The organism is Mycolicibacterium agri, assembly GCF_002553505.1.
Classification (GTDB): Bacteria; Actinomycetota; Actinomycetes; order Mycobacteriales; family Mycobacteriaceae; genus Mycobacterium; species Mycobacterium agri.
Window position 1 is genome coordinate 1 of sequence record NZ_PDCP01000110.1, and the last position, 16030, is coordinate 16030.

The window sequence follows — 16030 nt, forward strand, 5'->3', positions numbered from 1 at the left end:
AACTGTATCCGCCCAGAATGGGCGCACAGACCCCGAGCACGAGTCCCATGTCGTGATAGAGCGGCAACCACGAGACGAGGGTGCTGTCGAATGGTGGGATGCCGTCGCGGTCTGCGAAATAGCCAGCGATCAACTGTTCGTAATTCGTTTGGAGATTCTCGTGCGTGATCATCACACCCGCGGGATTGCGGGTGGATCCCGACGTGTACTGCAAATAGGCGATAGCGCCTTCAATGGGGTCATCACCAGCGGACCGCGACGGCGTTTCCTGTTTGAGCAAATCGATCTCAATCAACGGCGCGGAGAACTCCCCGCCTTCCGTTTCAAAATATGAGGCCACCGACTTCACGACCGAGGACGTTGTCAGCACGGCGGTCGGCGAGGCGTCGCGGATGACCGAATCGACCCGTTCGTCGCTGACCCCGCCGAGCGGAACCGAAAGCGGAACCGCGATCACCCCGGCGTGTAAAGCACCCAGGAAAGCGAGAACGTAATCCAATCCTTGGGGCGCCAATATCACCGCGCGGTCACCCGGCGACAGCGACAATTTCAACTGTTCGGCAATGGTGCACACCTGCCGGTACAACTGCGGCCAGGTCACACTTTCGGCCACGCCGTCCCAGTCCTGCTCATAATCGACGAACGTGAATGCCGTGTCATCGGGCTGGAGGCTCGCACGCTCCCGCAGAACTGCCGTCAAGGATGTTTCGACCACCGGACGAGGTTAACCTCATCGACGCCAAAAGAGCGATGAACGATGCGGTCTCTACGGGGTCGGATAAGCTGCGGTGGCGCCAGTCAGGCAACGGATTAGTTTTCCTAAATCGTTGCTGTGAGGAGGGGGAATGAGTCCAATTGGGGCAGGCGACGCTGGCCAAAAGCGCTCGGCTTCACCAGCGGCTTCGGCCACGTTCGACGCGACATCGGTTGCCCCGATTGCAATCATCGGCATGGCTTGCCGACTCCCCGGGGGGATCGATTCCCCCGACCGGCTGTGGGACGTTCTGCAGCACGGCACTGACTTAGTCACCGAAGTTCCGCCTGACCGGTGGGACGCCGACGAATACTACGATCCCGAGCCGGGAGTGCCTGGACATTCGGTGTCGAAGTGGGGCGCGTTCCTCGACGATGTCGCAGGCTTCGATGCCGAATTCTTCGGCATCGAAGAGCGCGCGGCCACTGCACTGGATCCCCAGCACCGTCTGCTTCTCGAGACCTCCTGGGAAGCCATGGAACACGCCGGCCTGACACCGGGCCAGTTGAACGGGTCGCCGGCCGGGGTGTTCATGGGGCTCACCCGCAACGACTACCAGTCGGTGACGGCCGACTCTTCCGCCATGGAGGGGCCATACGCCTTGCAAGGCAACACATTTGGCATGGCGTCGGGGCGCATCGCCCGTACGCTGGGGCTTCGCGGTCCCGCGTTGACGGTGGACGCCCTGTCGTCTTCTGGGTTGCTCGCCGTGCATATGGCCTGCCGCAGCCTGAACGACGGCGAGAGTGATCTGGCGTTCGCCGGTGGGGCATTCGTGATGCTGGAGCCGAAGAGGTTTCTGGCCGAATCGGCGCAAGGCAACTTGTCTCCGACCGGGCGCTGTCACGCCTTCGACGCCAACGCCGACGGATACGTCTGCGGCGAAGCCGCTGCGGTCGTCTTGCTCAAACGCCTCGCGGATGCGCAGCGCGACGGCGACCGGATCCTGGCTGCGGTGCGTGGCACGGCGGCCAACCACGACGGCCACACCGAGAGTTCCGCAACGCTGTCTCCGAATGCGCAGAAGGCCGTCTATCAATCGGCGTTGAGCGCTGCCGGCGTCGAGCCCGCCAGCGTCGGCATGGTGGAGGCGCACGGCGCCGGCATCCCGGCTAGTGACGTGGCCGAATACACAAGCCTGACAGAGGTATACGGGACCGACAGCCCCTGCGCACTGACGTCGGCGAAGACCAACCTCGGCGATACCCAGTCAGCCTCCGGTGTCGTGGGGCTGATGAAAGCCGTACTCGCCCTTCGGCACGGAGTCGTGCCAGCGAATCTGCATTTCACCCGTCTGCCAGACAAGCTGGCCGGACTCGACACCAAACTCTTTGTGCCGCAGACGAGCACGCAATGGCCCATCGAAGACCGGCATCCGCGGCGGGCGGCGGTGTCGTCATATGGAGCGTCGGGAACCAACGTTCACGCGATCCTGGAGCAAGCGCCGACCGCCGCCGGACGCAGTGAAGCCGGCGCGCGCACCGAACCGGCGACCACTCCCCTGCCGTTCCCGTTCTCGTCGACCTCCGCCGACGCACTCCGCCGCAGCGCGGGCCGACTCGCGGAATGGGTGAAGACCCGCGACGACGTGACATTGCCGGATCTGGCCTACACCCTGGCGCGTCGACGCACGCACCGCCCGATACGCGCCTGCGTCCTCGCGAGCAATACACAGGAACTCACCGCGGCGTTGCAGGAGATCGCCGACGGCGATACCGACACACCGCATCACACCGCCGTCGGACAAGACGACCGCGGGCCGGTATGGGTGTTCTCCGGGCCGAACTCGCAGTGGGCGGCGATGGGCGCGCACCTGTTGAAGACCGAACCCGTTTTCGCGGATACGGTCGCAAGAGTCGACTCGCTGATCGCCCGCGAGTCCGGGTTCTCGGTGACCGATGCGATCGCCGCCCAGAACATCGTCACCGACACCGACCGGACCCTGCCGACGCTGTTCGCCATGCAGGTCGGTCTGGCGGCGGCGCTGCAGGCGCACGGGGTGCGCCCTGGCGCGGTGATCGGGCACTCGGTCAGCGAGACCGCCGCCGCCGTCGTCGCGGGTGCGCTCTCCTTGGAAGACGGAGTTCGGATCGTCTGCCACCGATCCCGGCTGATGTCGCGCATCGACACCGCCGGCGCGATGGCATCGGTGGACATGCCTGCCAAACAAGTGCTTTCGGAGTTGACGGCGCGCCGAGCCAAGGATGTCGCGGTGGCGATCGTGGCGTCTCCACAGTCCACGGTGATCAGCGGCGCCGCTGAGACCGTTCACGACATGGTCGCGAATTGGAAACGGCGCGATGTGGCTGCCCGCGAGATCGCCGCCGACGTCGCCCTGCATTCGCCTCAAGTCGACCCGATCCTCGACGAGCTGAAAACAGAGCTGGCAGAGCTGAACCCGATGGAACCCCGGGTTCCCTTCTACTCCGTCACCCAGTTCGACCCACGCGAACAGCCCTTGTGCAACACCAGGTATTGGGTCGACAACCTGCGGAAGACCGCACGCTTCGCCGCGGCGGTCCGAGCCGCCATCGAGGACGGCTACCGGGTGTTCCTCGAACTTGCGCCGCACCCGATGTTGACCGAGCCCATCGAAGCGACTGCCCGCAATCTCGACACCCCCCTTGCCGTTCTGGCCGCCATACCTGGTGAGCGCCCCCCGCAACACGGCCTGCGGGGCTTGATGGCTGATCTCTACGAAGCCGGTGCCGCCGTTGACTTCTCGGCGCTGCTTCCCGACGGGCAGTTGGTGGATGCCCCGCTGCCGATCTGGACGCATCGTCGGCTGTGGCTGAGCAGCGAAGATCGCACATCTCAGCGCCGCGGCGACAGCGTCATCGAGGTGCACCCGCTGCTGGGCGCGCATGTGCACCTGCACGAAGAACCGGAACGTCATGTCTGGGAAGCCGTGATCGGCACAGCCGCACAACCGTGGCTCGCCGATCATCAGATTGACGACACCGCAGTGCTTCCCGAGGCGGCCTACTGTGAGATGGCATTGGCAGCTGCGCACACCGTCTGCGGCGAGGCGGCCGAGGTGCGCGACATCCGTTTCGAGCAGTCGTTGATCCTGGATGAGCAGACCACAGTGAGTGCTTCCGCGACCGTGTCACCGAGCGGCGTCGCGGAGTTCGCCGTGGAAACTCATCGCGAGGGTGAGCCGGTGCGGCACGCCGCCGCGGCACTCCACGCCGCCGAGGCTGAACGGCCACCGGCGCACGACGTCTCTGCCTTACTCGCCGGGCATCCGCACCGTGCGGACGGCGCTGAGCTGCGTAATCGTTTGCAGCACCGAGGTTTGAAGTTCGGCCCGGCTTTCGCCGGTCTGGCCGCCGTCCGTACCGGCGACGGCCCGACGGTGCTGGCCGAACTGGCGATCCCGCGCCCAATCCGCTCTCAGATGGCAGGTTTTGTCCTGCATCCCGCGCTGCTGGACGCCTGCCTTCAGGCCATCTCGGCGCATCCCGACGTCGCGGCTCTGGGAGGCAATTTCGTGGCGTTGCTGTCGACCGTCCGGCGCCTACGCGCGCATGGCGCGGCCAACAACGCGAGGTATTGCCTGTCGAGGGTGTCGCGAGCAGACTCCGCCGTCATCGAGGCGGACATGGAGCTACTCGGCGAAGACGGGACCGTCCTCCTCACCGCGCAGGGTGCGCAATTCACCGCAGGAGCGTCGCCGGAGGAGCTACGGGATCGAGTGCTCGCCGAGCGGTTGCTCGCGATCGAATGGTGGCAGGCGAAACTGCCCGAACATTCCAACGCCGACGCCGGGACCTGGCTCCTGGTCAGCGCCACCGACGATGATGAACTGACGCATTCCCTGGCCGGGGCATTGAAAGACCTTGGCGCGCAGTGCGCGACGCTGCGATCGCCGCAGGGCGGCGACCTCACCGCAAGCGCCGATGAGTTGAAAGAGCGGTTGGCGACCGATGTGTACGCCGGCCTGGTGATCGTGACAGGTCCGCGAGACCGCCCAGAGGCGCAGTCGCCCCAGTCCGGGCGCGAGTGTGTGCAGCACCTTCTGCGCATCATCCGCGACCTGCCGGAGGCCCAATCGGGATTGCCTCGCCTCTACGTAGTGACGCGCGGTGCCCAGACCGTCGTGCCGTCCGACAGGGCCAATCTGCAGCAAGCAGGCATCCGAGGTTTGATGCGGGTGGTCGGCGCTGAGCATCCGCACCTGCGCGCCACCCATATCGACGTCGACGAGGCGACCGATCCTCGCCAGCTGGCCCAACAACTGGTCAGCGGATCCGAAGAAGACGAGACCGCGTGGCGAGGCGGCGCCTGGTACACGGCACGGTTGTGCCCGTCTCCCCTGCGGCCGGAGGATCGCCGGACCGCCGTAGCCGAGCATGGGCGCGACGGCTTGCGGGTCCAGATCCGCGCCACCGATGCGCCAGAGTCGGTGGAACTGGTTGGCTGCGAACGCATCGCACCGACTGCCGGGCAGATCGAAGTCGCGGTCAGCGCGTCGAGCGTCAATGTCGCAGATGTGTTGACTGCCACGGGCAAGTCCCCCGGCATCGACGGTCACCTACCACAGCTCGGTATGGATTTCGCCGGTGTGGTGACCGCGGTCGGGCCCGGCGTCACCGAGCATCAGGTCGGTGATCACGTCGGCGGCGTCGCCGACGGTTGTTGGCGCACCTTCATCACCTGCGCCGCGGATTCGGCCGTGACTCTGCCCGACGGTTTGTCCGACGGCCAGGCGGCCGCGGTCACCACCGCGTATGCCACCGCGTGGTACGGGCTGCGTGATCTCGCGCGGATCGAGTCGGGCGAGAAGGTGTTGATCCATTCCGCGACGGGCGGTGTCGGACTGGCGGCCATTGCCGTGGCGCGTGCCGCGGGCGCCGAGATCTTCGCAACGGAGGACAGCAACGAACGTCGACAGTTGTTGCGTGACGTGGGGATCGAGCACGTCTACGACTCCAGCATCGAGTTCGCACACGCGATCCAGCAAGACACCGGCGGCGCCGGTGTCGACGTTGTGCTCAACTCGCTGACCGGTGCAGCGCGACGCGCGGGAATCGAAATCCTGGCCCCTGGTGGACGATTCGTCGAAATCGGTCAAGGCGACCATCATCGCGACGGCCGCCTGGAGCTTTCTGCGTTGCGCCGCAACCTGACGTTTCACAGCCTCGACCTTGCGCTGATGTCTCGCACCCACCCGAAACGGGTTCGCGAACTGTTACGCACCGTGTACCGGTTGGTCGCCGACGGCGAGTTGCCCATGCCGCAGAGCACGCACTACCCGATCGCCGACGCCGCCGCTGCCCTTCGGGCGACGGCCGAGGGGCGGCACACCGGAAACATCGTCCTCGACATCAACCGCGACGAGAGCAGCAGCGTGGTGCTGCCGCCGACGGATGTTCCGGTCTTCCGACGCGATGGGGCGTACCTCGTCACCGGCGGTCTGGGGAATCTCGGGCTTTTCCTCGCGGAGAAGATGGCGGCGGCCGGTTGCGGGCGGATCGTCCTGTGCTCGCGTTCTGAGCCGACGGCCGCGGCCACGCAGGTCGTCGAACGCATCCAGTCCGCGGGCACCGACGTAGTGGTCGAGCGCGGTGATATTGCCGATCTCGATACAGCGCAGCGGGTGGCGTCCAGCGCGACCGCAACCGGGCTTCCGGTGCGCGGCGTGCTGCATCTCGCCGCAGTGAGCGACGACGTCACGCTGTCGAATATCACAGATGACGTCGTCGAACGTTCTTGGGCACCAAGGGTTTACGGTGCGTGGAACCTGCATCTCGCCACGACCGGCCAGCCACTGGACTGGTTCTGTTCCTTCTCCTCGACGGCGGCGTTGGTCGGTTCTGCCGGTCGGGGCGCTTACGCCGCTGCCAATAGTTGGTTGGACGCATTCACCTCGTGGCGCCGTGCGCAAGGGTTGCCTGCCACGACGATCGCCTGGGGCACCTGGAGCAGGTTCGGCCGCGATGCTTCTGCGGGCGGCGACAGCCACATCGACCCCGAGGATGGCGCCTATGCATTCGAGACGCTGCTGCGCCACAACCGCGGTTGCATCGGTTACGCGCCGGCCACATCCGTGACGTCGCTGGCCTCGTCGCAAAACAGCCCCTTCACCGAAGCGCTTCTTGCCGGCCAAACCGCAACGGGCAGAGGCAGACTCCACGCCGAACTCACGCTGTTACCGCCGGACGAGCGGCCGACGAGGCTGCGTCGGTTCATTTCCGACCAGGTCAGTCTCGCCCTGCGCCGCAAAGTCGACCCGGACCGGCCGCTGGCCGAATACGGCGTCGATTCTCTGGTCGCGCTCGAGTTGCGGACGCGCTTGGAATCCGAAACGGGCATCCGGCTGACGTCCGGCGACATCGCCACCACGTCCATCCGTGATCTGGCGACGCTGGTGTCCGAGAGGCTGGTGTCCGAGAGGCTGGCGCCCGTCGAGGCCGGCTGACATCTGTTGCCGACGAGGGCGATCCGTCAGAGGATCTCGCCGGCCAGGTTGAACTCAGCCAGTGTTCGCGTCATGAGGTCGCGCAGCGCGGGCTTGGTGTTCGCAGCGCCCGGTTGGTAGGCGACCAGGCTGATTCCCAGCTTGCCGCCGACGCGCCCGGACTGCACATGCATGAGGCCGCCTGCCCGCTCGAGCCATTGCCGGGTCACATTGCTGGCGCCTCGGGTGGTGACGTACTCGGCGTCGGTGCCGTCGATACGGCACATCAGCATGCCGAAGTCGCCGAGGTTGGAACAGAACACCGGCATGTCGGGATCACCGAACATGAAGTCCGTCAATCGGTTCACCGCGCGCTTCGGCATCAGTTGGGTAAGCCAGACGATGCCGATCGCGGCGGGGGGCATCACGTCGTATGCCGACGTGTCCGGTGCCTCACGAAGAGCTCGCAGCTCCTGGTCCATCGTGGCGCGAAGGTCGCGCAGATCTGTAGTCACCGGAGCCGGGTCGATGCTGACGCGCGCGAACGACAACGCGATCGCACGTGTGTCGTCGTCGGTGCGGTCGCTCCTGGGGAGCTGCAAGGTGACGGCGCCATCGCTGGCACGCCGGCGCCCGAGACGCTCGGCGAGCTTGGCGGCGACCCCGGCAAGGAGTGTGTCACTCGTGCCGCCAAGTGCTTTCGCGCGGGCATCCCAATCGACCACGTCGATGTAGATCGTGACACCCGGCACAACAATGGGCTTGTCGTCGTCGACGTCGCGGACGGCGACAGCTTTCGCTGCCGGTGCCTCGACACGTTCACGTCGGGCCTCACGCCGGGCACGTCGGGACGATTTCGCTGCCGTGGCGAGATCGCGTCGGTGCTGGCGGGCCAGTTTGACCACCGCGCCCACCGCGTGGGCGATCTCCGGTACATCCCGGGTGAACTCACGGGCGTCCTTTGCCGCCGCCCGTAGCCGTGTGCGGGAACGTGGTTGCGGGAGACCGAGATCGCGGGTGTTGCCCATGACCGCTTCGGCGATCGCCATGGCCAGGCCGAGGCCGTCGAGGAGATAGTGCGAAACCACCAGGCTGACCGCGGTCGAGCCGTCCGTGAGGGCCAGCACGGCCAGATGCCACCCCGAACCCGACTCAGGGTCAGTCGTGATCTGCGTGCGTTCGTCGGCCCAATCGCTCAGTTCGGTACGTGGACGGGGATGGGGGGCGATCTCGATGTCCGAGGGGCCTGGATCCGCCACCCACCGATGCCGGGCGAACCGCAGCGGCGATCGTTCGATGCGCCGGCCCAGCATCCCGCGTGCGAGATTGTGATGGAAGCGCCTCAGCCCGTCGAAGTCGATGGGGTGCTCATAGACCCACAGCACCTGCATGACTTGCTCTTGGCCCGTTGCGTGCTGGGCGGTGAAGAAGGCGTGGTCGGCCAGCTGGAGTCGATTGTCCTGCAGCTCTTCACCATTGGGCGCGGAGTCGTCCGTCGCCGTCAAGACTTCCTGTTGGGCGGGCGGGGCGGTGACCGCTGGGGTGGCAGTGGACGTGGGCCGCGAAGCGGGCACGACGGTGGACCTCGACGCCGGCGCGGAAGCGGGCGTGGCGACGGGCGCGACACCGCTGCTTGGCGCCGGGCCGTCGGCAGCCGCGGGTTGGGTGGACGCCAGTTTTTCGCAGAGCAGGTCGGCCAGATCGCGAATGGTGGTGGTGGCGGCGACTTCGCGGGGCGTGATGCGTATGCCGGTTTCGGCCTCGATCCGCGTGCGCAGTTCCAACGAGCCCAACGAGTCGAGCCCGTATTCGGACAACGGGTGGTCGGGGTCGATGCTGCGCCGCAGCAGCAGGCTGACCTGTCCGGAGATCAGCCGCCGCAATCGGATGGGCCACTCGTCCCGCGGCAGCTCGTCAAGCTCCGCACGCAATGTCCTTGTGCCGGTGGTGTTTTGCTCGGCCGAGCGGAACTCCTCGGCGAAGGGCGTGCGTTGGGCGAAGGAGCTCAACCACTGTGTGCCGATGAATGGCGCATACCCGGTGTAGGCGCGGTCGTGCCTTAGCAACGCTTCGAACGCGTAGCCGCCCTCCTCAGGCGCGATGGCCACGTCGGTCAGTTCGGCCAGCGCGGTTCCGCGGCCGATCTCCCCCCATGCGCCCCACGCGATCGCGATGGCAGGCAGGCCCTGGGCCCGCCGCCACATGGTGAACGCGTCCAGCCAGCTGTTGGCCGCGGCGTAAGCCCCCTGCCCGGGCGAGCCCACCAGCGCGGCCGCCGAGGAGAACGAGCAGAACCAGTCCAACGGCTGCTCGACGGTGGCGCAGTGCAGATTCCATGCACCGTGAACTTTGGGCGCCCAATTGCGTTCGATCAGCTCGTCGGTGATGTTGCCCAGTGTGGCGTCCTCGACGGTTCCTGCCAGATGCAGCACGCCGCGCACCGCAAGCCCGGTGGCCGTCGCCAAGGCCACCAGCCGTGCCGCCGTCTCGGGTTGGGCGATGTCGCCGCACTCCACCACGACGTCGGCACCCGTCGCGCGCATCCGCTCCAGGGTCTGCAGGGTCGACAGCGTCGGCTGGGAACGCGAGGACACGACGATGCGCCCGCATCCCGCCGCCGCCATCTTCTCCGCAAGGAACAATCCCAAGCCGCCGAGCCCGCCCGTGACGATGTAGGCGCCGTCGGCACGGAAGATCGGCACGTTGGCCGGCGGAACGACCACGCGGCTGCGCCCTTCGCGCGGAATATCGAGGACGAGTTTGCCGGTGTGCTGAGCACCGCTCATCAACCGGATCGCGGTCGCGGCATCGGCCAGCGGGTAGTGCGTGCTTTGCGGCAACGGCAGCTCGCCGTCGGCGGTGAGGCGATAGACCGTGTTCAGCAGCTCCCGGAACCGCTCGGGTTGCCCGTAGGACAGCAAGCCGAGGTCGACGCCGTAGAACGCGAGGTTGCGCCGGAACGGAAACAGACCCAACCGCGTGTCACCGTAGATGTCGCGCTTGCCGATTTCGACGAACCTGCCACCATGCGCCAGCAGTTCGACGCCCGCGCGTTGGCCGGCGCCGGTAACCGAGTTGAGGACGATGTCGACGCCGTATCCCGCCGTGTCACGGCGAATCTGGTCGGCGAACTCGATGCTCCGTGAGTCGTACACCTGCTCGATGCCCATGTCGCGCAACAACTGCCGACGCTGCGGACTACCCGCGGTAGCGAAGATCTCGGCTCCCGCGGCGCGGGCGATGGCGATTGCGGCCTGCCCCACGCCGCCTGTCGCGGAGTGAATCAGCACCTTGTCGCCGGCGGCGATCTTGGCGAGATCGTGCAGGCCGTGATAGGCCGTCGCGTGCGCGGTGGTGATCGCCGCGGCCTGCCCTTCGGTAAGCCCGTCGGGCAGCGTGACGGCCTGACGCGCGTCGCAGGTGAGATACGTGCCCCAGCAGCCGTCGGCGCACAACCCGGCGACACGGTCGCCCACCTTGTGGTCGGTCACGCCGAGTCCCACCGCGGTCACCACCCCGGCGAAATCGGTGCCCAGCTCCGGTAGCCGCCCCTCGAAGGCGGGGTAGCGGCCGAAGGCGACCATGACATCGGCGAAGTTGATGCTCGACGCGCTGACCGCGACCTCGATCTGTCCCGGTCCCGGTGGAATCCTGTCGCAGGCAACGAGTTCCAAGGTTTCGAGGTCGCCGGGAGTGCGGATCTTCAGGCGCATGCCGTCGCGCTCGTGGTCGGCGACGGCCGTATGCCGCTCTTCGGGCCGCAGCGGCGTGGGGAACAGGCGCGCGGTATACCATTCGCCGTTGCGCCAAGCGGTCTCGTCCTCGTCGGACCCACTGAGCAACTGGTGGGCCACCTGCTCGAAATCGGTCGATTGGTCGAGATCGATTTGGGTTGGCCGCAATTGCGGGTATTCGACGCCGATAACCCGCGTCAGGCCACGCAGCCCGCCCTGCTCCAGATTAGCGACGTCCCCCTCGACCACGGTGTGGGCGTTTCGGGTCACGACGTAGACGCGAGGCGTTGTCGGGGTCTCCGCCAATTCGTGCGTGATGCGAACCAGGTGTTGGACATACCCACGGCCCACCAACAGGCCCTGATCCTCGGAGTCGCTACTCTTCGCTCCCGTGAGGATCACAACACCGGTGATTCCGTTTTCCCGCACATGTTTTTGGAGTTCGGCCGAGCTTGCGGCGATGTCACCGTGCAGGGGCCAGCACATCGTGATGCACTGTGCACCATGCTTTTTCAGCACGTCGGTCAATGAGGTTGCGCCCATGTCGTCGGCAAGGCTGATCAACAGCCAAGTGCCGGCGTCGGCGTGCGTGACCTCAGGCAGATGTCGCAGCCGCCATTCGACGGTCAGCAGCCGCTCACGCAGTACCCGATCCTTGCGGTCCTGCTCCGATTCCGCCGTGCCCAAGCGGAGTCCCTGCACCCCAAGCAAAACCGATCCGTGCTCGTCGAGCAGATCCAGGTCGGCCTCGACCCCGCGGGCGTCGGCGTTGGTCACTCGCACGAAGCAGTACTGCGCTCCGTCGGCGCCGCCGTAGTTACGCAGACGTCGCGCGCCTAACGGCAATGCCAGCGCCTGCCCGCCCAGGGCCCGCACGGAAGGATGTGCGGCAACGGCCTGGAAACACGCATCCAACAGCGCCGGATGGATCTCGTAGTGATCCTGCTGCGCGCGGATATCCCGCGGGATCGCCACCTCAGCCAGGATGGTTGCGTTCTCACCCTCACCGATGTGGACGGCGCCGAGACCACTGAAGGCCGCACCGTACTCAACACCGCGCTGGGCCAACTGGTCACGCACTTCTGTGCCGTCGACGCGTCGCGGATGCGCGGCGGTCAGCGCAGAGGTGTTGTGGGGCTGCGGCCGGTCATGCTCTACCGCGTGGAGGACCGCGGTGGCCTGCCGCGTCTGTTCGCCGGCCTGATCTGTCTGGACAGTGAAGTCGATGACACCCGGCGATGAGACCGAACCCCAAGCGCTGACCGTGGTCTGCTCATCCAGGATCAATGCCTGCTCGAAACTGATGTCGCGAACCTCAGAAGCGGTGCCCAGCACCGCGCGGGCCGCCGCGAGCGCCATCTCGCAGTACGCCGCGCCGGGAAACACTGCCACGTCGCGGACCCGGTGCTCGGCCGGCCACGGCAGCACACCGGTGCCGATTTCGGCCTGCCAGACATGGCGTTCGGGCTCTTCCGGCAACTGCACGTGCTGGCCCAGTAGCGGATGCACGGACACCGTGCTTCCGCCTCGTGTCGACGCTTTGTGGTCTTCGCCGTCCATCCACAGCCGGCGATGGGTCCAGGTCGGCAGCGGGGCGTCCACCAGACGGCCGCCCGGGTAAAGCACGGAGAAGTCGACGGCGGCGCCTGCGCTGTGTAGGTCACACAGCAGGCTGCGCATGCCGTGTGGCAGATCCTGTTCCCGCCGCATGCTCGCCAAAGTCGCCAGCGGCATGTCGAGACTGCGCGCCGTCTGCTCGACGGCGTGCGTCAGCAGCGGATGCGGCGCCAACTCCGCGAAAACGCGGTACCCGTCCTCAAGGGCTGCCCGGACCGCCCCGCTGAACCGCACCGTGTTGCGCAGATTGTCAACCCAATAGCCGCTGTCGCACATCGGCTGCTGACGCGGATCGAACTGCGTCGCAGAGTAATAGGGCACCCGAGGCTCCATCGGGTTCAGGTCGGCCAGTGCCGTCGCCAGGTCGTCGAGGATCGGCTCGACTTGAGGCGAATGCGATGCGACATCCACGGCGATCTCGCGTGCCATCACGTCGCGCTGCTCCCACGCCGTCACCAGTTCGCGAACCGTCTCGGCGGCTCCGCCGATCACCGTGGAATGCGGTGATGCCACCACCGCCACCACGACGTCCTTAATCTCGTTGACTGCCAATTCCGAAAGCACTTGCTTGGCAGGCAATTCCACCGATGCCATGGCACCTGCACCGGCGATGCGGGTCATCAACTTCGAGCGACGGCAGATGACACGCGCGCCGTCTTCGGGTGACAGCGCGCCCGCGACGACGGCCGCGGCGGCCTCGCCGAGCGAATGGCCGATCACCGCGCCCGGTCGCACCCCGTACGCGTCCAGTGTGGCCGCCAGAGCGACCTGGATGGTGAACAGCGTCGGCTGGACCCTGTCGATCCCGGTGACCGTCTGCGGTGCGCACATTGCGTCGGTCACCGAGAACCCGGACTCGCGGGCGATGATCGGCTCGAGTTGCGCGACCGTTGCGGCGAACACCGGTTCGGTCGCGAGGAGCTGGGCACCCATCGCCGGCCACTGCGACCCCTGCCCGGAGAACACCCACACCGGTCCCCGATCGTCTCGTCCGACGGCGGTCGAAAGAGGCGTTTCGGTACCACTCTCGGCGATCTGACGCAACGCCGCAATGAGCTCCTGCCTGTCGCTCGCGATGACTGCCGTACGCACCGGACGTCGGGCACGGCGGCGCGCCAGGGTGTAGGCGAGGTCCGGCAGGTCGACGTCCTCGTGTGCAGCGATCCAATCGGCCAGTCGCCCGGCGTGGCGTCGCAGCTCCTCGGCCGAGGTGGACGACAGCACGAACAGCAGTTGTTCTGCGGCCGGCGCTGTCGCCTCGGCCGGCCGATCTGCCTCGGCGGCCTGGGGCGGTTCCTCCACTATGGCGTGAACATTCGTTCCCGACAGCCCATACGACGACACCGCCGCCCGCCGCGGCGCATGACCATTGGTGGGCCATGGCGTATTCTGCTGCGGCACAAACAGTTGCGTGTCGATGCCGGTGAGTTCATCCGGCAGCCGGGTGAAGTGAAGGTTGCGCGGGACCGTGCCGTGATCGATGGCGAGGATCGCCTTGATCAGTCCGAGAACGCCTGCGGCCGACTGGGTATGGCCGAGGTTGGTCTTCACCGATGCCAGGGCGCACGGGCCTTCGATGCCGTATACCTCTGACAGGCTTGCGTATTCGCTGGGGTCACCCACCGGTGTGCCGGTGCCGTGGGCCTCGACCATGGCGATGGTCGCCGGGTCGACACCTGCATTCTGCAACGCCGCGCGGTAAACCGCGGTCTGCGCGTCAGACGACGGTGTCGAGATGTTCACCGTGTGACCGTCTTGATTGGCGGCCGTGCCACGCAGCACCGCCAGGATCCGGTCACCGTCGCGTTGCGCATCGGGCAAGCGCTTGAGGAGCACCATGGCACTGGCTTCGCCGCAGACGTATCCGTCGGCGTTGACGTCGAAGGCGTGGCAGCGTCCAGTCGGAGACAGGTGGCCCTCGGCGGTGCCAGCGACGAACTTGCGCGGATCCAGCATCACGAAAGCGCCGCCCGCGAATGCCATGTCGCACTCGCCGTCGTTCAGGCTGCGGCACGCCATGTGCACGGCCGTCATGCTCGATGAGCACGCGGTGTCCACAGTCAGCGCGGGACCGCGTAGCCCAAGGGCGTAGGCGATCCGACCGGACGCCATGCTGAAGATGTTTCCTTGAAAGCCGTACGGCTTCTCCATCGCGTGGGAACCGGCCGTCACGAGCTGGTAGTCGTAGTGCGTCAGACCCACGAACACCCCGGTCAAAGACTCGTTCAACTGGTCAGGAGTCAGGCCGGCGTGCTCCATGGCTTCCCACGAAGTCTCGAGAAGCAGACGGTGCTGGGGATCCAGCGCGGTGGCCTCGCGATCGTTGATCCCGAAGAACTCGGCATCGAAGCCTGCGACGTCGTCGAGGAACGCACCCCACTTCGACACCGACCGCCCAGGCGTCCCTGGTTCGGGGTCGTAATACTCGTCGGCGTCCCAGCGGTCCGGTGGCACCTCGGTGACCAAGTCTTCGCCACGCAGCAACGCATCCCACAATTGCTCGGGGGAATCGATACTGCCCGGAAGCCGACACGCCATGCCAATTACAGCGACCGGAGTGACATGAATGGCGTTCGCATTCGGCAAAGAAGCCGCTTGGGCTGAGACCTTTGTTTCCGGTTCAGGCACGCACCAATGCTATCCAACAGGTGCCGCTAATCGCGCGGGAAGCGGTTCGCTGCCAAGTTCTGTCAGTAATTGCCGTATTGCTTCGCATCATGGCTTGCCGAGGCATAATTCGGCGCGATATCCGCCTCCCCCTGAGTTGGTCCCTAGGTGAGGTGCGAGGGCCGCGGGCACGTTAACCTCATCCGGTGGCTGAAACCTCGTTACCGGCTCTGGTGCGCGAGCGCGCCAGTTTGCAGCCTGATGACATGGCGTTCACGTTCGTCGACTACGAGCACGACTGGAACGGCGTCCCCGAGAGCGTGACGTGGCTGCAGTTGTACCGGCGAACGCTGAACCTGGCGAATGAGCTGAAGAGCTGCGCGGCACCCGGCGACCGCGCCGTGATACTGGTGCCGCAGTCGCTGGAATACATCGTCGCCTTCCTGGGTGCATTACAGGCAGGCGTTGTCGCGGTTCCGCTTTCGGTTCCGCTGGGCGGGGTCAGCGACGAGCGGGTCGATTCGGTGATCCGCGACGCGCGGCCCACTGCGGTGCTCACCACATCGGCTGTCAGAGACGCGGTGCGCGCGCATCTGACAGGAGAGTTCGCCCCCGCGTCAGTCATCGAAATTGATTCGCTGAATCTGGATGCTCCGACACGATCCAGTGGTCAGGAGCCCGAGCATCCCCCAATTGCCTATTTGCAGTACACGTCGGGATCCACCCGTCAACCGGCGGGTGTGATGGTCTCCTACAAGAACCTCCGAGCCAATTTCAAACAGCTTCTGGCGGCCTACTTTCGGCGCACCGGGGGCGCAGTACCGCCGGAGACCACTTTTGTCTCGTGGTTGCCCTTCTATCACGACATGGGTTTGGTGCTCGGGGTTTGCGCGCCGCCGTTGTTGGGTCAACACG

At 66.3% G+C, this 16030-nt stretch carries 3 protein-coding genes and 1 pseudogene; 2 read left to right on the plus strand and 2 right to left on the minus strand.

Annotated elements, in window-relative coordinates; genetic code table 11:
• Positions 1 to 715: AMP-binding protein (locus CQY20_RS30545; protein ID WP_165789315.1), on the minus strand; the 715-nt coding region annotated here is incomplete at its 3' end.
• A 130-nt stretch (positions 716 to 845) separates the two neighbouring features.
• Here CQY20_RS30545 and pks2 (CQY20_RS30550) point away from each other — a divergent pair.
• On the plus strand, positions 846 to 7178 hold the full coding sequence (gene pks2 / locus CQY20_RS30550) for a sulfolipid-1 biosynthesis phthioceranic/hydroxyphthioceranic acid synthase (RefSeq protein ID WP_097944590.1): 6333 nt from the start codon (positions 846 to 848) through the stop codon (positions 7176 to 7178).
• A gap of 1634 nt (positions 7179 to 8812) precedes the next feature.
• Here the strand turns inward: pks2 (CQY20_RS30550) and pks2 (CQY20_RS30555) are convergent.
• Positions 8813 to 15094, minus strand: a pseudogene (pks2, locus tag CQY20_RS30555) (sulfolipid-1 biosynthesis phthioceranic/hydroxyphthioceranic acid synthase); the annotation flags it as partial.
• Positions 15095 to 15321: 227 nt separating this feature from the next.
• Between pks2 (CQY20_RS30555) and CQY20_RS30560 the strand changes: the two are divergent.
• Positions 15322 to 16030 (plus strand): AMP-binding protein (locus CQY20_RS30560; protein ID WP_165789316.1); only part of this gene is annotated, 709 nt, incomplete at its 3' end.

What these genes read in the sequence shown, in the direction of transcription:
- pks2 (WP_097944590.1), top strand. Translation starts at nt 846, where the DNA reads ATGAGTCCAATTGGGGCAGGCGACGCTGGCCAAAAGCGCTCGGCTTCA.